Source organism: Actinacidiphila cocklensis (genome assembly GCF_907177275.1).
GTDB classification, from domain to species: domain Bacteria; phylum Actinomycetota; class Actinomycetes; order Streptomycetales; family Streptomycetaceae; genus Actinacidiphila; species Actinacidiphila cocklensis.
The window spans coordinates 335,191-354,204 of the sequence record NZ_CAJSLV010000001.1; the positions used below are offsets into that span (position 1 = coordinate 335,191).

General features: G+C 72.3%; 14 protein-coding genes. 6 read left to right on the plus strand and 8 right to left on the minus strand.

What is annotated here, in order from left to right; translation table 11 throughout:
- The first annotated feature begins 62 nt into the window (after window positions 1–62).
- The gene (locus NFU81_RS01310) at window positions 63–518 is read left to right on the plus strand and encodes a protein kilB (RefSeq protein ID WP_251483893.1); all 456 of its coding nucleotides are present in this window, start codon (window positions 63–65) and stop codon (window positions 516–518) included.
- 255 nt (window positions 519–773) lie between these two features.
- Here NFU81_RS01310 and NFU81_RS01315 read toward each other — a convergent pair whose 3' ends face one another.
- Window positions 774–1,790, minus strand: coding sequence for a thaumatin family protein (locus NFU81_RS01315; protein ID WP_274037433.1), 1,017 nt, complete (start codon window positions 1,788–1,790; stop codon window positions 774–776).
- 319 nt (window positions 1,791–2,109) lie between these two features.
- Between NFU81_RS01315 and NFU81_RS01320 the strand changes: the two genes are divergently transcribed.
- A complete protein-coding gene (locus tag NFU81_RS01320; RefSeq protein ID WP_251483895.1) occupies window positions 2,110–2,592 on the plus strand; it encodes a hypothetical protein in 483 nt (160 codons plus the stop codon).
- A gap of 49 nt (window positions 2,593–2,641) precedes the next feature.
- Window positions 2,642–3,472: a glycoside hydrolase domain-containing protein gene (locus NFU81_RS01325; RefSeq protein WP_251483896.1), complete on the plus strand. Its 831-nt coding sequence runs from the start codon at window positions 2,642–2,644 to the stop codon at window positions 3,470–3,472.
- A gap of 67 nt (window positions 3,473–3,539) precedes the next feature.
- On the opposite strand, the gene NFU81_RS01330 is transcribed toward NFU81_RS01325, so the two are convergent.
- Together NFU81_RS01330 and NFU81_RS01335 are read right to left on the minus strand one after the other, a co-directional pair.
- Window positions 3,540–3,911 (minus strand): VOC family protein, encoded by a 372-nt coding sequence (locus NFU81_RS01330; protein WP_251483897.1) that lies wholly within the window; start codon window positions 3,909–3,911, stop codon window positions 3,540–3,542.
- Window positions 3,912–3,987: 76 nt separating this feature from the next.
- Window positions 3,988–7,455: a glycoside hydrolase family 3 C-terminal domain-containing protein gene (locus NFU81_RS01335; protein WP_251483898.1), complete on the minus strand. Its 3,468-nt coding sequence runs from the start codon at window positions 7,453–7,455 to the stop codon at window positions 3,988–3,990.
- Window positions 7,456–7,599: 144 nt separating this feature from the next.
- On the opposite strand from NFU81_RS01335, the gene NFU81_RS01340 reads away from it, so the two are divergent.
- Window positions 7,600–8,805: an ROK family protein gene (locus NFU81_RS01340; protein WP_251483899.1), complete on the plus strand. Its 1,206-nt coding sequence runs from the start codon at window positions 7,600–7,602 to the stop codon at window positions 8,803–8,805.
- A gap of 81 nt (window positions 8,806–8,886) precedes the next feature.
- Here the strand turns inward: NFU81_RS01340 and NFU81_RS01345 are convergent, their stop codons facing one another.
- Together NFU81_RS01345 and NFU81_RS01350 are read right to left on the minus strand one after the other, a co-directional pair.
- Entirely contained in the window at window positions 8,887–10,977 is a 2,091-nt protein-coding gene (locus NFU81_RS01345) for an MGH1-like glycoside hydrolase domain-containing protein (protein ID WP_251483900.1), read from the minus strand.
- 396 nt (window positions 10,978–11,373) lie between these two features.
- Window positions 11,374–12,603: an MFS transporter gene (locus NFU81_RS01350; protein WP_251483902.1), complete on the minus strand. Its 1,230-nt coding sequence runs from the start codon at window positions 12,601–12,603 to the stop codon at window positions 11,374–11,376.
- Between the two features lie 192 nt (window positions 12,604–12,795).
- Here NFU81_RS01350 and NFU81_RS01355 point away from each other — a divergent pair, with 192 nt between their 5' ends.
- Window positions 12,796–13,473: a YwqG family protein gene (locus tag NFU81_RS01355; protein WP_251483904.1), complete on the plus strand. Its 678-nt coding sequence runs from the start codon at window positions 12,796–12,798 to the stop codon at window positions 13,471–13,473.
- Window positions 13,474–13,503: 30 nt separating this feature from the next.
- Here the strand turns inward: NFU81_RS01355 and NFU81_RS01360 are convergent, their stop codons facing one another.
- Complete coding sequence (locus NFU81_RS01360; RefSeq protein WP_422665119.1) at window positions 13,504–15,972, minus strand: DUF4132 domain-containing protein; 2,469 nt, start codon at window positions 15,970–15,972, stop codon at window positions 13,504–13,506.
- Window positions 15,969–16,361 carry a hypothetical protein gene (locus tag NFU81_RS01365; protein ID WP_251483907.1) on the minus strand — a complete coding sequence of 131 codons (393 nt, stop codon included), beginning with the start codon at window positions 16,359–16,361 and terminating at the stop codon, window positions 15,969–15,971. The genes NFU81_RS01360 and NFU81_RS01365 overlap by 4 nt, the downstream gene beginning before the upstream one ends.
- A 138-nt stretch (window positions 16,362–16,499) precedes the next feature.
- Between NFU81_RS01365 and NFU81_RS01370 the strand changes: the two genes are divergently transcribed.
- A complete protein-coding gene (locus NFU81_RS01370) occupies window positions 16,500–17,894 on the plus strand; it encodes a GH1 family beta-glucosidase (RefSeq protein WP_251483911.1) in 1,395 nt (464 codons plus the stop codon).
- Window positions 17,895–17,927: 33 nt separating this feature from the next.
- On the opposite strand, the gene NFU81_RS01375 is transcribed toward NFU81_RS01370, so the two are convergent.
- The gene (locus NFU81_RS01375; protein ID WP_251483915.1) at window positions 17,928–18,992 is read right to left on the minus strand and encodes an LLM class flavin-dependent oxidoreductase; all 1,065 of its coding nucleotides are present in this window, start codon (window positions 18,990–18,992) and stop codon (window positions 17,928–17,930) included.
- Between the last annotated feature and the right edge of the window lie 22 nt (window positions 18,993–19,014).

A 19,014-nucleotide genomic window follows, 5' to 3' on the forward strand; every position in this document is an offset into this window, starting at 1 on the left:
CGCCCGACGACCGTGCCCGGCACATCAAGGGCGACGACGCCCGCGACGGTGGGGAGTAGCCGGTGGGCGACACCATCGTCGCGGTGGCCGGCACCCTGCTCGGCGGGCTGCTGACCGCGCTCCTGCAGTCCCGCCAGTCCCGTGCCGCCCGCCGCGACGACCGCGCCGAACGCCGCGCGGCCGACCTGCGTGCCGCGCTCGGCTCGCTGGTCGCCGCGATAGGCGACCACCGCCGCGCCATGTGGCATCGCGAGCAACTGCGCCTGGCCGGCGCGGCGGAGCACGACCACGACACCGCCCGGGCCGCCAGCCACGTCACCCGTTCCGCCGTCACCGCCCCCCTGGTCGCCGTCTCCATCCTCGAACCCGATCTCGAACCGGTCGCCCGCCGAGCCGTCCGGGGCGCCTTCGACATGCGCGGTGCCGCAGACCTGGACGCTCTGGCCGCGATGCGCGAGCACGCCATCACCGCCACCGACGACCTGGTCGCGGCCGCCGGCCGCATCCTCAGGGAATAGCCGGGGTTCGAGGCCGCCTTCGAGCAGGTCGGGGCCAGGTTCGCGGGGCGCCGGGCATGCCGTCGCTGACCGAGTCCGGTTTCTGGAGTGCGTCCAGGGCGGTCTGCCGGTCGGGTACGAGTTGTGACGCTATGACCTCCCGGAGGGCGGGCCACTCCGGGCCGAGGGGCTCGCGGGCCGCCTCCCGTTCCTGGATGATCGCGACAAGCCGCTGGACCTCGGCGTGCTCCGGCCGGTCGCCCTCATCCGCCGGCGCTATGGGCTCACTCCCCAGGTGACGCGGTAGCCGCACTCTCCTGAGCAGGTCAGGACGCTGGTCGCGTCGTCGTTGACGTAGGAGTAGGCGAAGGGCTCGGCCCTCTTGAAGACGGCGGCGGAGTCGACCGGCCAGGAGGAGGGTACGCATGCGGGGCGGGCGGCGTAGGCGCCGGTGCAGCAGGTCCGGTCGGACCTGAACACCAGGCACGCGCTCAGGCACGCCACGACGTGGCCGTTGCGGATCCGCTGGAGCTTGGCGGGGCAGGTGGCGTTGGCGTCTCGCGTGCAGCCCGCGGCGGAACAGCCCTTGGCGTCGATCCGGTCCTTGGACGACCCGCCGTAACTGTTGATCCACATCGGCAGGTTGTTGCCCTCGACCAGGCTCACGTCGTAGAAGTCCATGCCGTTCCAGGCGTTGAGGTTGAACTCGCCGAGGGTGGAGGGGAACTCGCCCCAGGTGGAGCCGCACTGGAAGTGCCCGCAGTCTCCGGTCAGGCAGTGGCCGTTGCCCGCCGCGTCGAAGGAGCAGCCGGTGCGTGCCCAGATTCTGACGTCCCAGTGGTCGGGGATGCGGAAGCTCAGGCTCGCGCCGGGCTTCAGGACCCAGCCGGTGGCTTCGACGGGGTGCGCGGGGTCCGCGGCGATGGCCGGCCAGATGGTCTGGGAGAGACGGTTGACCAGCGTGATCGTCCGCTTACCCGGGGCGGTGGCGGTGCCGGTGGGGGTGGGCTTGGACGTGGGTCGGGCGGTGGGCGACGGACGCGGGGTGGGCGTGACCGAAGGCGCGGGCGACTTCGTCGGCGATGCCGGCGGCGGCGAGGGGGAGGGGCGGAACGTGGTGGTGACGGCGGAGGCAGCGGGGGAGGAGGGCGACCGACGCTCCGCTGCCGGGGAGGTCGAGCCGCTGCGGGCCAGCAGGACGGCTGCCACCACGGCCAGGCAGGTGACGAGGACGGTGGCGGCGGCCACCGCGGCAGCCCTCCCGCGTCTGCGCTGCCCACGGTGGCGGGACATCCGGCTTCCTGGCACGGCGAGCACTCCTGTCTGCTCCGGCGGCTGCTGCTTCCGTAAGGGAGACCGGGACACCGCGTGCGGGATAACGCAAACGGGTCGTCCGCCGGGGGCACGAAGAGCAGCTGCGGCACCAGGGTGTGGTCCAGGGGGTTCCCTGGTGCGCGGGCGGGCTCCCGGTGCGCGGGCTCGAAGGCTCGAAGGCTCGAAGGCGAGCGTGCGGATCGATCCGGCGCCCGGCGAAGCCCAGAACCGTCATCGAGGCCCGGAGACGCGGGGCGGCCCGCGCACCGGGAGCCCGGCCGGGCTACGCTCCCTGTCCGTGGACGAGGTGCTGCAGCAGGCGATGGAGCCGGTCCTCCGCGATCTCCGGGGTGCGGGGGTGGCCCCGCCGCGTATCGAGGACGACGACTGGACGGGCGACCCGGACTCGGCGTCGGCGATGCTGCGGAGTCCCGACGGCAGCGGTAGGGGGGTGTACGTGTCGCGTCTGGCGCCCGGGTTCGAGCGCGTGGCCGCGATGGCCGACCAGGTCCAGGAGTGGGCGATCGAGGAGTTGTGGGGGCAGGCGCCGACCAACTGGCCACCGTGCCCTCCGCATCCGGACAGCCATCCGATGAGCGCGGCGGCGCGCGGCGGTGCCGCGGTGTGGGAGTGTCCGGTCGACGAGACGGTCATCTCACCGATCGGGGCGCTCTGCTGCGGTGACGCGGCCTGCAGCGGCGCTTCGTGCGGCGGCCACACCCCGGCCGCCGATAGGAAACCCGGCGCCCGTACGATCTGCACTCGGCTCGGCTGGGCCTGAACAAACGTCAGCGGCGCAGAGCTGCTGATCGAACGAGTGAGGGTGGGGATTGTCCAAGCACAGACTGTCCAGAAAGGGCCGCTACATCGCCTGGAGCACCGCAGGCGCGGCGGTCGTGGCAGGGGGTGTGGTCATGGCGCAGACGTCCATGGCCGCGACCACCTGGCCCGCACAGAAGACCTTCACCGGGCGGGCCTTCGACGCCTGCTCGGCGCCGTCGCTCTCGGCGATGAAGGCGTGGAAGGCCGACGGCTACTACGGCGGCGCCGCCGTCTACATCGGCGGCAAGAACCGGGGTTGCACGCAGGCCAACCTCACGGCGTCCTGGGTGACGTCGGTCAACGCGTCGGGGTGGAAGCTCGTCCCGATCTACGTCGGCGCGCAGCCGCCGTGCCAGACCGGCGCCAGCAAGGAGGTGATCACCGCGGCGACGGCTGCCGCGCTCGGCACGAGCGACGGCAATGACGCGGTCGCCAAGGCCGCGGCGCTGAAGATGAAGGCCGGCTCCGCGATCTACCTCGACATGGAGTCGTACGCCATCACGAACACGTCGTGCAACAACGCCGTGCTGACGTACGTGCGGTCCTTCACCAAGGCGCTGCGCGCCAAGACCTACCGGGCCGGCTACTACGGCTTCGCGACGTCCAGCGCCAAGGCGATCGCGACCGCGACGAACAGGACGGACCTGCCGGGCAACCTCTGGTACGCCCTGTACGACGGCAAGGCCACCACGACCACGGACTGGCCGTGGGCCGCCGGCCTGTACACCGACCACAGCCGTGGCCACCAGTACACGGTCAACAGCAAGGAGACCCGTCAGGGGTACACCATCACGGTGGACCGCGACGCCTGGGACGGTCCGGTCGCCATCGTCGGCTGACCCGTACGACCCGCCTCCGAGCCCGCCCGGCACCCCCGGGCGGGCTCGGTGACAGGCCGTACGGTTCCTAGTCGACGAGGGTCTTCTTCGGGCGGACGACGCAGAACTCGTTCCCCTCCGGGTCGGCGAGCACCGTCCACGACTCGCCGCCGCTCTGGCCGACGTCCGCCCGGCGGGCGCCGAGGGCGAGGATGCGCTCGATCTCGGCGTCCCGGTCGTGCGGGGTGGACGTCAGGTCGAGGTGCAGACGGTTCTTGACGACCTTGCGATCCGTCACCGGCATGAAGCAGATGCCCACCGGCGCGGTCTCGTCCGGGCCGATCACGACCTCGCGCTCTCGCTCGGACAGGATGCGCCAGCCCAGCACCTGGGACCAGAACCGGGCCAGGGCGGGCAGGTCGTGGGCGTCGATGACGATGTGGTGCAGCGATACGGGCATGCCGACCAGTGTGCCCGTATCCCGACGCCGGGGGCGGGCCGCGACGATGCGCGGCCCGCCCGGTGTGCGGCGTGCCCTAGTGGATGGCGGCGTCGAACAGGTGCATGCCCGGAAGGCTCGGGAGGCTGAGGTAGGCGACCGTCTTGCCCGCGGTGACGGGCACGGATGTGGCGTACAGGCTCACCTTGTGGGGTCCTGAACCCGTCGGCGGCTGGTTCCAGTCGGCCGCGGTGGCGACCAGGGTGTCGGTGTCCGCCGGTGAGTTGGCCCACCAGTCGGCCAGCGTGACCCTCGACGTCGAGGTGCTGCCGTCGGTGTAGGTGAGGGTGACGTCACCGCTCTGGGTGCCCGGGGCTCCCGCACCGAGCAGGTCGAGCCGGGTGCCGCTGCCGGACAGGCTGATCACCTGCCCCTGGGTGGCGACGTTGTCGGGCTGCCCGGACGGCACGTCCGGCCAGGTGAAGGTGGCAGGGCCCGCGGTGACGGGCCGGCCGGGGCTGATGCCCACCGAGGCGAGCTGCTGCGCCGAGAAGCTGTAGCCGGAGCCGTCGAAGTCCGCCGACTGCGGGGCCGAGTCGTCGCTGACGCCGGTGTTGTTGAAGGCGCTGGACCAGCTGGTGTACGGGGTGGTGACGTTGCGGACGGCCTGGGTGACCTTCGCGTGGCCGACCTTCTCCTCGTCGAAGGCTGCGTCGAGGGTGAGGTGGCGCGACCCGGGTGCGGCGGTCGCCGGCGGGGTCACGGTGAACGACAGCTTGGCGGTGCTGTGCGCGGCGGCCTTCGGCAGCCGGACCACGTTCGGGCTGACGGTCCATCCGGCCGGCACGCCCGGGGTGACGCGGACGTTCCGGACGGGAACGTCGGCGTTGTTGACGAACGTGCCCGTCACCGCGACCGGTTGGGCCGGCATGATGGACGGGGCCGTCATCGTGACGCCCTGCGAGTCGTAGGAGCGCACGACCCGCACCGAGCCCACGGCGGGCAGGTTCTGCGAGGAGTCGCCGACCCTGAGGCCGTAACCGCCGTCGGCGACCTGCCAGTTCTGGGTGGTCTCGTTCCAGGTCCTGAAGTCGGAGGCGGGCACGTCGAAGGTGACCTTGCGGGTCTGCCCCGGTGCGAGGGCGACCTTCTGGAACGCCTTGAGCTGCGCGGGCGGTTCGCCCGTCACCGCGGGGTCGCTGACGTAGAGCTGTACGACGTCGGAGCCGGCCCTGAGCCCGGTGTTGGTGATGTCCACGCTGGCCTTCACGGTGCCGAGCGAGGTCGTGGTGGGCGCGGAGACCTTGAGACGGCCGAAGTGGAACGAGGTGTAGGACAGGCCGTACCCGAACGCGAACAGCGGGTCGATGTCCTTCGCGTCGTACCAGCGGTAGCCGACGTCCAGGCCCTCGGAGTACTGCACCTTGCCGTCCGCGCCCGGCCACTGGGCCGGTGTCGAGGCCGGTACGTCCTGCAGGCTCTTGGGGAAGGTCACCGGGAGCTTGCCGGAGGGGTTCACGTCGCCGAACAGCAGCGACGCGATCGCGTTGCCGTCCTCCTGGCCCGGGTACCAGGCCTCGAACACGCCCTTCACCGAGTCCAGCCACGGCATGGTGACCGCGGAGCCGGTGTTCAGCACGACGACGGTGTGCGGGTTGACCGCGGCGACCGCCTTGATCAGCGCGTCCTGGTCGGCCGGGAGGTCGATGTCGGGCAGGTCGCTGCCCTCGGCCTCGAAGTCGCCGGCGAAGACCACTGCCACGTCCGAGGACTTGGCCAGGTCCACGGCCGCCTGGAGCGGGCTGCTCGGGCCGCCCGGCGGCTGCCAGCCCAGGTTGAGCAGCGAACCGCCGCCGTCCTGGTAGTAGTCGACCTCGATGCTCACCGGCTGCCCGGCGGTCAGCTCGACCGTACCGGTCTGTGTGGTGCCGCCCTGGTCCCGCCAGTTGTCGATGATCCGCTTGCCGTCGACGAGGAGCCGGCTGCCGTCGTCACTGGTCACCGAGAAGGTGTACGTGCCGGTGGCCGGCGGGGTGATCGTGCCGGTGTACTTCGCGGACCACTGGCTCGGCGGCACCGAGGGCGCCGGGGGGCTCCCGTTCCAGTTGAAGTCCACCTCACCGGTGTTCGCGGTGGTGATCGGGTCGCCGGACAGCGTCATGCCCCTGTAGTAGGTGCCGGTCAGGCCCGCGCCGGTCCCCGTGCTGGGGGTGAGGGCCGAGGACGGCACCGTGGGCAGCCCGCCGTAGGGGCTGTCACCGGCGGCGTACCGGACGGTGGTGTGCTTGCCGGCCCGCGCCGTGATCCCCTGGTAGGGGGTGACGATCGAGTCGGCGGTGACGGCGGCCGAGCCGCCGCCCGCGGTGAGCGCGCCGCTGCCCGCGCCGCGCCCGATCACCGCGATCGAGGAGTCGGCGTCCGGGGACAGCGGCAGCAGGTTGTCCGCGTTCTTCAGCAGCACGCTGCCGTCCTCGGCGACCTTCCTGGCGACCGCGACGTGCGCAGGCGTGGTCACCACCGAACTCGGGTCGCCGGTCGGCGGACTGGTGAACAGGTGGAACCTGAACATCTCGGTGAGGATCGGCCGCACCAGGTCGTCGACGGTCGCGAGCGAGACCTGCCCGTCCGCGACGGCCTGCTTCAGCGGTGCCCCGTAGTAGTGCCCGTCGGGCATCTCCATGTTCATCCGGGCGTCGGCGGAGGCGACGGTGGAGTGGGTGGCGCCCCAGTCGGAGGTGACGAAGCCCTGGTAGCTCCACTGGTCGCGCAGCACCTGCTTCATGATGTACGGGTCCTGGCAGGCGGGTTGGCCGTTGATGAAGCTGTAGGAGCACATCAGCGAGGCGGGCTTGGCCTGCTTGACGACCGTCGCGAACTGCGAGAGGTAGATCTCCTGCTCGACGCGCTGGTCGATGATCGCGTCGTCGGCGGAGTTGTTGCGGTTGGCCTCCTGGTTGTAGACGGCCCAGTGCTTGAGCTGGGCCATCTCGCCTGTGCCCTGGATGCCCGAGACGTCGGCGGAGCCGATCTGTCCGGCCAGGTAAGGGTCCTCGCCGTAGCTCTCGAACGCGCGGCCCCACCGCGGGTCGCGGACGATGTTCACCGTCGGCCCGAGGTCGACGTCGTTGCCCTTGCCCCACTGCTCGCTGCCGACGACCTGGCCGTACTGCCGGGCCAGGTCGGAGTCCCAGGTCGCGGCGTCGGCCACCGGGGCGGGCAGCTGGGTGACACCGGTCATCTGGTGGCCGACGCCGGCGGGCGAGTCGTCGAGGGTGAGCTTCGGGATGCACAGCCGCGGGACGGCCGGCACGGTTCCGGCGTACGCGCTGCTGTTGTCGCCGTGCAGTTCGCCCAGCTTCTCGTCCAGGGTCATCCGGCCCAGCAACTGGTCGACCCGCTGGTCCACCGGGGCGGACGAGGTGACCCAGGGGCAGGCGGACTCCTGGGCGGAAGGCGGTGCCGCGTTCGAGGCACCGGCCAGCGAAAGGAAGAGAACCGACGCGACGGCGACGGTCAGCGCAGAATTCCGCCGGCGGCGGAACCGTCTGGTCGAGCTACTGGTCACTCGTACTCCTCAGACAGGGCAGGGATGTTGGACATCGTTGTCTTCTTGCTGAATCGACCCGCGGCATCCGCGTCCAGCGCGGTCAGCGGTCGAAGGATGTGAGACATCGGCCGCCTACCGCAGGAAACCCGTAGACTCTCCGGCGTGGACGGCAACGACTCGGCATCACTCTCGGCACGGCGCAAGCGCACGCGCGACCAGGTTCTGGCGATACTCGCGCAGCACAGCAGCGGCCTGACCCGGGCCGGCCTGAGCCGGATGACGGGCCTGTCGGCCAGCGCGATCAGCGACTGCGTCGCGTCGCTGCGGTCGAGCGGCCTGGTGGCGGAGTCCGCTGCCGGGACCGGCGGCGCCACCGGCAGGGGCCGCCGCGCGACGGTCATCAGCCTGGTGAACGACGAAGGCGTGGTCGTCGGCATCGACTTCGGGCACGCCCATGTGACCGCCGCCGTGGCCACCACCACCGGCGAGCTGCTCGAGAGGCGCGCCGACGTCCTCGACGTCGACCACCGCCCGGGCCCGGTGATGGACGTGGCCGCCGAACTCGCCCGCAGCTGCGTCGAGCGCAGCGGGCACACCATGGACGACGTGCTGGGCATCGCCGCCGGCATTCCCGGTCCGCTGGACATCCGCACCCAGGTCGTCCGCCCGCCGACGATCCTGTCCGACTGGGTGGGGCTGGCCCCCGCGGCCGAACTCGCCCGCAGGCTCGGGCATCCGGTGACGATCGGGAACGACGCGGACATGGGCGCGCGCGGCGAGCAGGCGTACGGCGCCGCACGTGGTCTCGAGGACTTCCTCTACATCAAGGCCTCCCACGGCATAGGCGCCGGCATCGTCATCGGCGGCCGCCCCTACCGCGGGGCGACCGGGATCGCCGGGGAGATCGGGCACACCCAGATCCCCGACGCGGTGAACTGGTGCCGGTGCGGCAGCCGCGGCTGCCTGGAGACGGTGGTGTCCATCACCACGGTGCGCCGGCAGCTCGCCCACGTGCTGGCCACGCACCAGACGGCGCTCGACGAGAGCGCGATCCCCCCGCTCTTCGAGCTGAGCGACAACCCCGCCGCCGCCCGCGTCCTCACCGAGGCGGGGCGGACGGTCGGCCGCGTTCTCGCCGACCTGGTCAACTGCCTCAACCCGGCCGCCCTGGTGCTGGGCGGCGAACTCGGCTCCGCCGGCGAGCCGTTCGCCGCCGGCATCCGCGAGTCCGTCGCCCGCTACGCCCAGCCGGCCAGCGCGCAGGCCGCCGAGGTGATCACCGGGCAGCTCGGAGCCGAGGCCGAGGTACGAGGCGCCGTCGCGGCCGCCGTCGCCGCCACCCGGCAGCGGCTCACCGCCGTTTCCTGACACGAGGCGCCTCGTTCCTCTCGATCGGGGATCCGCTACCTGCGACCCGGGGGACCTGCCACCGCGACCCGGCCGGTGGCGTCAGGCGCCGCCGCTGCCGAACTGCGCCCAGTCCAGGTTGATCGAGCCGTTGTCACCGGCCTCGTAGGAGACGGTGACCACCGGGTCGCGGCCGCTGACGGGGATGCCGTCGACCGTCACCGTGCCCCAGCTGTCCCAGCTGTCGGACACCCGGGGGAAGTTCACCTGCCCGACCTTGCGGCCGTCGACCGACAGCGTCATCGTGCGGGTGTCGCTGTTGGCGTTGGCGTAGCGCAGGGTGAGGCTCTCCGTCCCGGCGGCGGACGTGGTGCGGTGCACGGTGTAGGACGAGGCGGTGCCCTGGGACCACAGGCCGTCGATGAAAGCCCGGCCGCTGTAGCCGGTGTGGTTCACGTTCGTCTTGGCGCCACCGGTGTTGAGGGCGTCCTCCGCCTCGATGCGGGCGGGGTCGGGGCAGCCGTGCAGCGTGGCGGTGCCGGCGGTGTCGGCGCACAGGTCGTGGGAGTCGCGGATGCCGTCGGCGTCGCGGTCCTTGTCGACGGCGCCGGTCAGGGTCACCTCGATGGTGTGCTCGCCCTTCAGGGAGGCCGGGACGGTGTCACCGTGCAGCCGCCTGCCGTCGAGCGTGAGCGAGCGGATCTTCGTTCCCGCGCCGTGCAGCGCGATCGTCAAGGTGGCGTCGCGGTAGTGCAGTCCGCGCAGGGTGGCGTCGCCCCAGCCCGCGGGGAGGGTGGGCGCGACGGTCAGGCCGTGGTCGCCGAAGCCGAGCCCGAAGAGCCCTGAGTCGATCATGTTGAGGTAGGCGGTGGCCGACCAGGTCTGGTCGGGCTGCGAGCCCCAGTGGAACTTCACCGTGTCGCCCAGGCGCTGGTAGCCGCCGTCGACCACGCCGGTGTTGCCGTTGTAGATCTCCCAGAACCCGCTGTTGCCGTCGGCCAGTGCCGCCAGGTGCGCGGTCTCCGTGGCGAAGCCCTCCTGCGCCCCCTGCTGTGCCAGGGCCTTGGCCCACAGCCCCTGCACCACCGGCCAGACGATGGCGTTGTGCCGGCCGGGCTGGTCGTCGGAGTAGCGCGACCAGTTGGGGTAGGTGTCAGGCATACCCCAGGTCATCTCGTCGGCGTGCGCGAGGATCGACCTGGCCTGTGCGGGGTTGGCGATGCCGAAGATCAGCGCGAAGGCGAGCCCCGTTCCCTCCTGGTACGCGCCGGTGGTGCCGTCGGCGAGCAGCATGTAGTTGTACGAGCCCGTCGCGGGGTTCCAGAAGCGCTTGTTGATCGCCGACTTCAGCGCCGCGGCCTTGGCGCGGTACCCGGCGACCTCCCCGGCGGGGCGGCCGATCCGCGCCGCCATGTTGGCGGCGTTGGTGTAGGCGGCGTAGTAGACCTCGTTCGTGCTCAGGAACATGCCGGTCGAGACGCCGGGCCACGGCATGGACCCGGTGCTGACCGACTCGGTGGCGTCGGCGGGGGGCGCGGGGTAGCCGGCGATGCCGTCGTTGAAGAAGGAGGCGCCGGTGAACAGGCCGTAGGTGGAGTTATAGCCCGCCGTGCCGGCGTGCTCGCGGATCGCCAGGGTGTCCGCGGCGGTCGTGTAGGCCTCGCTCAGGAAGGTCTTGTCCCCGGTGACCTGGTAGTGGTTCCACGCGGCGGTGACCCAGATGACCTGGTCCCACTGCTGGTCGTCCTGCTGGAGCTGCAGGTTGCCGGACGCGTCCTTGTCGACGGCCGACCAGAGCGTGTTGCGTGCCAGCGCCGGGTCGAGCAGGCTCGCGGCGTTCCAGCTGTTCACCGAGGCGTCGCGGGTCCACGGCTGCGGATAGCCGCCGCCGGCGCGCACGATGCCGACGTCCTGGTCCATCAGCCCGCTCTTGTCGTAGACGGCGGGGTCCCAGGTGATCGTGTTCGTCTGCAGCAGGTTCTTCAGCGCCGCCTGGTAGGCGGTGCCGTAGAGCGCCTGGCTGTTGGGATTGGCGAACTCCAGCGAGGGAAGCGAAGGTGCCGGTGCGGCGGCCGCCGTCCCGGCCGCGCCGGCCGCTCCCGCTCCGTACAGCGCGGTGCCGAGTGCCACCGCCATGGCGGTGGCCATGCCGGTGATCCGTCGGCGTCGGCGGGTCGTCGATCTGAGCCTCATGTCACGTACCTTCCTCGGCACCGCATTCGGCGCCGACTGATGCGGAGGGTTCGCCGTCCGGTTCGTGTGCGTCCCCGGTCAATCTGATTTTGACCGTAGTAAGGAAAAAGTCGGGCCGTCAATAGGCCTGCAGAAGGTCGAACGTGATGCCGTCATCCGCGTCACACGCGCCCGGAAGCGGCGAAACTCCCGCCAACCCCCCCCACTTCAGCCGAGTATTTGATGGACTATGAGCTGATTGTCCGTCACGGCTCGGAAATGACAACGTTGGCGTGAACACGCGTCAGTCCGCCGTCGCCCAGCGGCTCGATCTGAAGTAATCTTTCGTTGTGCGACGGATATATCGCCGGGTTCCGCCTCTTGACGTCACCGGTGAGGCACGGCCGCCCGGCAGGTCTAGCGGTGGGCCATCTCCGCGGGCGCGGGCTCCGGCACGGGCAGGGAGCGCGGCAGCCGGGTCAGTACGGCGACGGCGAGGAGTACGGGGAGCAGCGCGGCCAGGGTCCGGGTCAGCCCGGCAAGTTCCGCGGCCCACCCCACGGCCGCGGGTCCGAGCAGCACCCCCGCGTAGGTGAAGGTGGTGAAGCGCGACACGGCGGTCGCCGCGCTCATCCCCTGCGCCTGCCCGACCGCGCTGAAGGCCAGCGGCAGCAGCACCGACATCCCGGCTCCCATCACGGCGAACCCGGCGACCGAGGCCGCAGGTTCGGCCGTCAGCACCGCCACGCCGAGCCCGACCGCCGCGACGAGCCCGCCGGCGCGGAAGACCTTCGGGGCGCCGTAGCGGGTCGCCAGCCGGTCACCGACCACGCGTACGGCGGTCTGCCCTCCGGCGTACGCCGTGACGGCGGTCGCGGCGAGGCCCAGCGAGACGCCCCGGCTGTCGTGCAGGAAGATCGGCCCCCAGCCGAGCGCGGCGCCCTCGCAGACCATCAGGGCCGTACCCGCCAGCCCGAGCGCCACGAACGCCCTGCTCCAGCCACCGCCCGCGCCGCGCGTGCCGCGTGCGCTCCCGCGCCGCGCCGGCGCCGGAACGCTCCCGCGGTCGGCCGCGGCGGGCAGCAGGAGCGGACCGAGGACGAGCCCGCCGACGACCAGCACCACCGCGGCTCCGACGAAGTGCGCGGTGAGCGGGACACCGGCCCGCGACAGCCCGGCGGTGGCGAGGGAGGCCACGACGGCGCTGACGCTCCACGCGGCATGGCAGCCGCTGAGGATCCGCCGCCTCCCGCGCCGCTCGACGGCGACGGCGTGCGCGTTCATGGCGGCGTCCGTCGTCCCGTGCACGGCGCCGAGCGCGGTGTTCGCGGCGGCGAGCGCGCCGAAACCGCCGGCCAGGCCGACCAGCGCCAGCAGCAGCGGCATGACGACCAGCGACACCCGCAGCACCGGCCGGCTGCCCACCCGGGCCACCAGCGGCCCGACGAACTGCATGGACACGATGGCCGCGACGGCGAAGAGCAGCCCGAGCGCCCCGACCTGGCCGTCGGCCAGGTGGTGCTCGCTCTTCAGCGAGGGCTGCCGGGCGATGGCGGTGGACAGGGTGAGCCCGTTGAGGAAGAAGACGGCTGTGGCGGGCCACCGCCCGCTCCCGGCGCCCGTCCCCTTTGCCCGCGTGTCCGTCACCCGCGTGTCCATCATGCGACTCCCGCCTGCGTTCGTCCGCCCCGGAACCCGGGCGCATAGCAACGACGAACGGGACGGCCGCCGATCGACATCTGCCGGCGACCGGTCGCCCTGCGGCACCCCGGGCGCGGGGCTCGTGCGCATCGAGGGAGTATGGGTGGCCGCTGACGCCGACCGGAGAGGAGCGCGCGCATGGTTGCGACGTCGAGGATCGAGGCGTTCGTCCCCGCCGGGGAGGCGATCACCGCCCCGGTCACCAAGTTCGGCGGCCGGCCGGTGTGGCTCGCCGAGCCGCAGTGGCCGGTGAACGACGCGTGGGGCGAGCCGATGCGCTTCGTCTGCCAGATCGAGCTCGGGGCGGTGCTCGGCGACGCGGGCCGGGGCAAGCTCGCCTATGTCTTCGTGACGCACGCCGAGTACGGCGACGAGACGTTCTTCGACCCCGACATCGCCTTCCCCGACGAGGGCGCGAACGCGGTGATCGTGCAGCCGGGCGGCGTCTACGGCGGCTCGACGCTCCCGATGGCCACCGGGCCGAGCCTGTACCACCGCGCGGACGGGTCCGACGCCGAATACGGCGTCCGGCTCCGGCCGGGCGAGGACCCCGGCTTCCTCCCACGACCCGACCGCGGGGGGCTGCCGGCCGGCGACCACGACCGGTACTGGGACGAGGTCTCCGGCGACAAGATCGGCGGAACTCCCGCGTTCTTCCAGGACGACGAGTGGCCCGACGGGGGTCCGTGGAAGCTGGCTCTGCAGCTGGACCCGGACTTCAAGCCCTTCCACCTCAATCTCGGCGCCGCGCCCACCGCGTTCGCGTTCGTCTCGCCGGACGCCACGCAGGGGCGCTTCCTCGTCCAGGACTCCTGAGCCGGCGCCGAACCGAGGCCGCGCCCGGCGCTACAGCTGGCTCAGGATCGTCGGGTCGGTGATCTTCGCGTCGTCGGCCAGCAGCATCGCCTTGCTCAGGATCACCGCGAGCGTGCGGTCGCCCTCGAAGGGGAGGTACCCGGCGTGCGGGGTGGCCGGGTTGGCCTTCGGGACGATGCACAGGTACTGGTCGTTCGGGGTCCTGAGGATGTTGCCCGAGCCCAGGTGAATCCGGTACGTGTGCCGCTCTCCCTTCACCTGCAGGAAGCGGCCCTCCAGCGTGCAGCGGTCGGCGATCGCCAGGCGGGGTATGAGCCGCTCCAGCAGCCTGCGGCGGGTCTCGGCGCTCTGGCTCAACTCGCCGAAGCCGTACGACGTCCAATACTCCCGGAAACGGCCGTCGGGGCCGCCGTCCTGCCACGTCGGGTCGTTGCCGACGCTCCCGACGCCCACGAACAGGTCGACGTCGCGGAGGACTTCGGACAGGACGAGAGGCGGGATGTCTACCAGCGGCAGCGGCTCGACCGGGTCCGCGCCGTCGCGCAGCCACATGCTGTACTCGCCGCCGGAGCAGTGCGCCCAGTTCTCGGGCGCGTCCAGCGGGTAGAAGCGCACCTGGTCGGTGCCCAGGTGCAGGAAGCTGCCGGACTCGGTGGTGTCCGCGCCGTAGTGCTCCCCCTCACCGTGGATCCAGTACTCGGCGCGCAGGCCCCACTGCGGCAGCTCGCGCACGGCGGGCGGCGCCGAGTCGTCGACCATCAGGCGCAGCCTGTTGCGCCAGCCCCGGGCCGCGGCCAGGGAGTGGAACTGGTGCTGGCGCAGGACATGGGCCGCGAAACGGTTGGAGTACGTGCCCGTGGCGCGCTCGGCGTCGGTGAGCAGGTACACCTCGCGGTGGGCCTGCTTGAACGGCTGGGTGACCGCGTGCCGCTCCAGCCAGTCGCGCCAGGCGACGATCTCGGCGGCCTCGTGGCCGACCGGGTGCCAGAGCCGGACCTCGGCGCCCTCGGTGACCGGGCTGTCGGCGAGGGTGCGCAGCTCGCCGTCGGCGTACCCGACCGTCGTACCGTCGACCGTCCACAGCAGGCGGCGGGCCAGGGTGCCGACCAGGGGGTGGTCCAGGCAGCGCTCGCGCCAGGTGGCGTACGGCCAGCTGCGGCGGGCCAGGAACTGGCGGTCAAGACGCTCGCTCTGTGCGCTGAGCATCTTCGCGATGTCCTTGACCGCCGCCTTCAGCTCCCTGAGCTCCTCGGGGTGGTCCCGCCTGACGGCGGCCGGAACCGTCCTGACCGCCTTGCCGGCGGCATTGCGCCAGGCCAGGACCGCCTTGCCGCCCTGGACCTCCAGCACGGCGGTGACCTCGCCGAGCCGGTGCCCGGCCCGGCCGACCTCGCTCAACCCGTAGGCGGGCACCGCGAGTTCCTCGATCTCCTCACGGGACAGGCCCAGCGCCTGCGCCCGGGCGTCCAGCGCGGCGTCCAGGAGCTTGAGGGTGCCCTTGTACGTCATCCGGGTGGCCAGGCGGGCGAGTTCGGCGAGGGCGGACTCGCCGTCCATCCGGGAGAGCGCGGTGACACCGGCGTTGGCGACCTTCGGGGCTCGCGGTCCGAGCCCGGCGACCTTCTTCAGGGAGGTCTCGACGAGGGCGCCGAGGGCGCGGGCGCTGTCAGGGTGCTCGGGCAGCAGGGAGAGCACCCAGGCCAGGCCGCGCAGGGCGTTGGCGTTGTAGGGGTCGTAGGCGCTGTCGGCGCCGGACTGATACTCCGGGCGGTCCAGCGCGAAGGTGCGGCGGCCGACGAGGACCAGCCAGGGCAGCACGGCCGTCCGGACGCGGTCGGCGCCGAGGGGCTCGACGAGGGCGCGCGCCTGCTGCTCCCACTGAGCGGAGGGCCTGGCGGCGGTGGCGGTCGTGGCGTGCCGCAGGAGGGCCTGCCAGCCGGGGGAGTCCGCGCAGTCCCGCACGGCCTGCTCGGCCCACGCCTCGCCGACGTTGAGGGCGGGTTCGGTGAGCTTCCCGGCCAGGGCGGTGAAGTGTCCTTCGCGGTAGGGGTCCAGGGCCGAGCGGCGGAAGACGGCCACGACGGCCGGCGCGAGGGCGCGACCGGCGGCCAGCTCTGCCTCGGCGAGGGGCTCGTGGTGCTCGCCGTACCAGAGGGAGTGCCGCCGGCCCAGCTCGTCGAGAAGGGTCAGCCGCTCCGCCGAGAACCGGTCGCCGGGCAGCCCGCGGGCGACGACGCCGATGAGGACCAGGGCATGGTCGCGGGCGACCGGGTCCGCCACGGCCGCGTGGTACCGCGCCACCAGGGCGGCAGCGAGCGCGGTACGCGTCCCGGACGGGAGGCCGGGCAACTCGTCGAGGACGCCGGCCCACAGACCGCTCCAGTTGCCCCGGATGCCGGCCGCGGTCTCCAGCAGGTCGCCGGCGAGCTCGTCCGTCCGTCCCTGGGCGGCGCGCTGCCGGATCAGCTCCTTCGTCTTCTGGATCTGCGGCACCGTCACCCACCCACCAGCGGGACGAGCTTCAGGAACGTGATCTCCGTGCCGAGCGCCAGCTCGACCTCCTCGTCCACGCCGGTGACCTGGCGGTCGCCCACGAGCACGAGGAAGCCGTTGCCCGCGAAGGCCCGCAGGGCCAGGGCGGTCTGGGCCTCGGGTTCTATCCGGCGGGGTGTCCTCAACGCGTACCCGTTGAGCACGCGCTCGGCGTCCAGGGGCTGCACGAGCCCGTGGAACACCTGCGGTGTGCGCGCGTTGTACTCGGCGACCTCCTGGAACACCCGCCGCCGGATCAGCTCACCCACGGTGAGCCGCTCCTCGGCGATCTCCAGCCCCCAGCCGTCGCTCCGGTCCCCTGCGGTCGTCTCGTCGACGAACGTCACGATTGCCATGCCGACGACACTACGGCCGCCCACTGACACTCACGCCTGCCTCCCGCCCGCGGGCCTCAAGCGGTGGTCCCACCTGGGCGTTCGCGGGCGTCGCGTAATCTGGCGGGCGCAGGACCGATCACCCGAGGAGCCGCCCCCATGCCGTCCGCCCCCGCTCCGCGCTTTCCGCGCGGCTTCCGGTTCGGCGCCGCCACCGCCGCGTACCAGATCGAAGGCGCCACCCGCGAGGACGGCCGCGGGGTGTCCATCTGGGACACCTACTCCCGCACGCCGGGCGCCACCGCCGGCGGGTCCACCGGTGACATCGCCTGCGACCACTACCACCGCTACCCGGAGGACGTCGCCCTCCTGCGCGAGCTCGGCGCCGACACCTACCGCTTCTCGATCGCCTGGCCGCGGATCGTTCCCGCGGGCACCGGGGCGGTCAACCCCGCCGGCCTCGACTTCTACGACCGGCTCGTGGACGAACTCCTGGCCGCCGGCATCGAACCGGCCCCCACGCTCTACCACTGGGACCTGCCGCAGCCGCTGGAGGACGTCGGCGGCTGGCGTGTCCGCGCCACCGCCGAGGCCTTCGCCGAGTACGCGGGCGTCGTCGCCGAGCGCCTCGCCGACCGCGCCGGGCGCTGGATGACCCTCAACGAGCCGTTCTGCACCGCGTTCGTCGGCCACGCCATCGGCCGCCACGCCCCCGGCACCCGCGAGGGCAACGGCGCGCTCGCCGTCGTGCACCACCTGCTCGTCGGGCACGGCCTCGCCGTCGACGCCCTGCGCGCCGCCGGGGCACGCGAGGTCGGCATCGCCCTCAACCCCGACCGGCTCCTTCCCGCCACCGGCTCCCGGGCCGACGCCGACGCGGTGGCGCGCGCCGAGATCCTGCACAACCGCTGCTGGTTCGACCCTGTCTTCCTCGGCCGCTACCCCGAGGGCGAGAAGGACGTCTGGGGCGACATCAGCGACTTCTCCTTCCGCCGCGACGGCGACCTCGAACTCGCCTCCCGCCCGCTGGACTTCTGCGGCGTCAACTACTACCGCCCCATCACCGTCGCCGACGCCCCCTGGCGCGAGGCCGACCCGGCGCTGCGCACCGCCGACGACATCCGCGCCCGGGAGACCTGGGGCGACGACGCCGCCCGCCGCACCACCATGGGCTGGCCCGTGGTCCCCTCCTCCTTCCGCGACCTGCTCGTCGACCTCACCCGCCGCTACCCCGGCCTGCCGCCCCTGGTCATCACCGAGAACGGCTCCTCCGAGGCGGACGTCGCCGAGGCCGACGGCACCGTCCACGACACCGACCGCGTCGACTACCTCCGCGACCACCTCGACGCCCTCGCCCAGGCCGTCGCCGAAGGCGTCGACGTGCGCGCCTACTACGTGTGGTCGCTGCTCGACAACTTCGAGTGGGCGTTCGGCTACGACCGCCGCTTCGGCATCGTCCGCGTCGACTACGACACGCTCGAGCGCACGCCCAAGGACAGCTACCGCTGGTACCGGGACTTCATCGCCGCGGAGCGCGCCGCACACGAGGGCTGACCGCCGCGCTCCTGGCGGGAGCACCGCCGGCGCTCACGGGGAGGCCACCTCGTCGTGGGCGCGCAGGGCGGGCAGCACGGTCTCGCCGAACAGCAGCATGTCCTCGTCGTACTCCGGGAAGATCAGCATGAGCCCGTCCAGTTCGGCCTCGCGCACGATGTACTCGATGTGCTCGGTGACCGTCGCGGCACAGCCGGCGACGTACGCGGTCTGGAACGCCGCCTCGCCCGCGGCCCCCTCGGCCCAGGCGCGGGCCTGGCTCTCGGGTACGCCCCAGGTCCTGCGCATGTCGGCGAGCGCCTTGCGGTCCAGCCCCGCGCCCCAGGCCTTCACCTTCTCCGCGGCCAGCGCGTCGGTCTCGTCCTGGACGACGGTGAGCATCGAGTAGGTCCTGCAGACGCGGTCGTGCGCCTTGGCCCGCGCGTGGACGTCCGCGGACAGCGCCCGCATCTCGTCGAGACTCTCGGCGGCGAGGAAGGCACCGTCGGCGTACCGGGCCTGGAAGCGGCGCGCGTCCTCGGACTTGCCCGCGCTGATGAGGGTCGGGCGGCTCGCCGGATGCGGGCGCGACTCGCAGTCGACGAGGTCGAAGTACGGCGTGTGCATCGTGACCGAGGGCTCGGTCCACAGCCGGCAGACCGCCTCCGTCCACAGCTCCGTCATCCGGTAGCGGTCCGCGTGGCTGAGCTCGGGATCCCACACGCCGAACTGCTCGAACTCCCCCGCGTAGGAGCCGTTGACGATGTTCAGGCCGGCCCGGCCGCCGGAGACGTCCTGGAGGGTGGTGAGCATCTTCGCCGCGATGGCGGGGTTGTGGACGTTCGCGTGCAGGGTGGCCCAGATCCTGATCCGGGTGGTGGCCTCGGCGAGCGCCGCCATCATCGTCATCGACTCCAGCGAGCGCCCCCAGTGGTCGGTGGTCCCGCCGAAGCCGCGCCACTTGGCCATCGACATGATGAAGTCCAGCCCGATGCTCTCCGCGTGCAGGGCCGCGCGCCTGTTCCATGCGTAACTCGCCTCGGGGTGCGGCGCCGTCGTCGACAGCATCCATCCGCCGTTCCCGATGGGCAGGAAGATTCCGTACTCTTTCGCGGACATGGCGTGGGCCTTTCCGTGGGAT

Coding starts and splice junctions, on each gene's coding strand:
- NFU81_RS01315 (WP_274037433.1), bottom strand. CDS start 1,790: ATGTCCCGCCACCGTGGGCAGCGCAGACGCGGGAGGGCTGCCGCGGTG.
- NFU81_RS01330 (WP_251483897.1), bottom strand. CDS start 3,911: ATGCCCGTATCGCTGCACCACATCGTCATCGACGCCCACGACCTGCCC.
- NFU81_RS01345 (WP_251483900.1), bottom strand. CDS start 10,977: ATGAGGCTCAGATCGACGACCCGCCGACGCCGACGGATCACCGGCATG.
- NFU81_RS01355 (WP_251483904.1), top strand. CDS start 12,796: ATGGTTGCGACGTCGAGGATCGAGGCGTTCGTCCCCGCCGGGGAGGCG.
- NFU81_RS01365 (WP_251483907.1), bottom strand. CDS start 16,361: ATGGCAATCGTGACGTTCGTCGACGAGACGACCGCAGGGGACCGGAGC.
- NFU81_RS01370 (WP_251483911.1), top strand. CDS start 16,500: ATGCCGTCCGCCCCCGCTCCGCGCTTTCCGCGCGGCTTCCGGTTCGGC.
- NFU81_RS01375 (WP_251483915.1), bottom strand. CDS start 18,992: ATGTCCGCGAAAGAGTACGGAATCTTCCTGCCCATCGGGAACGGCGGA.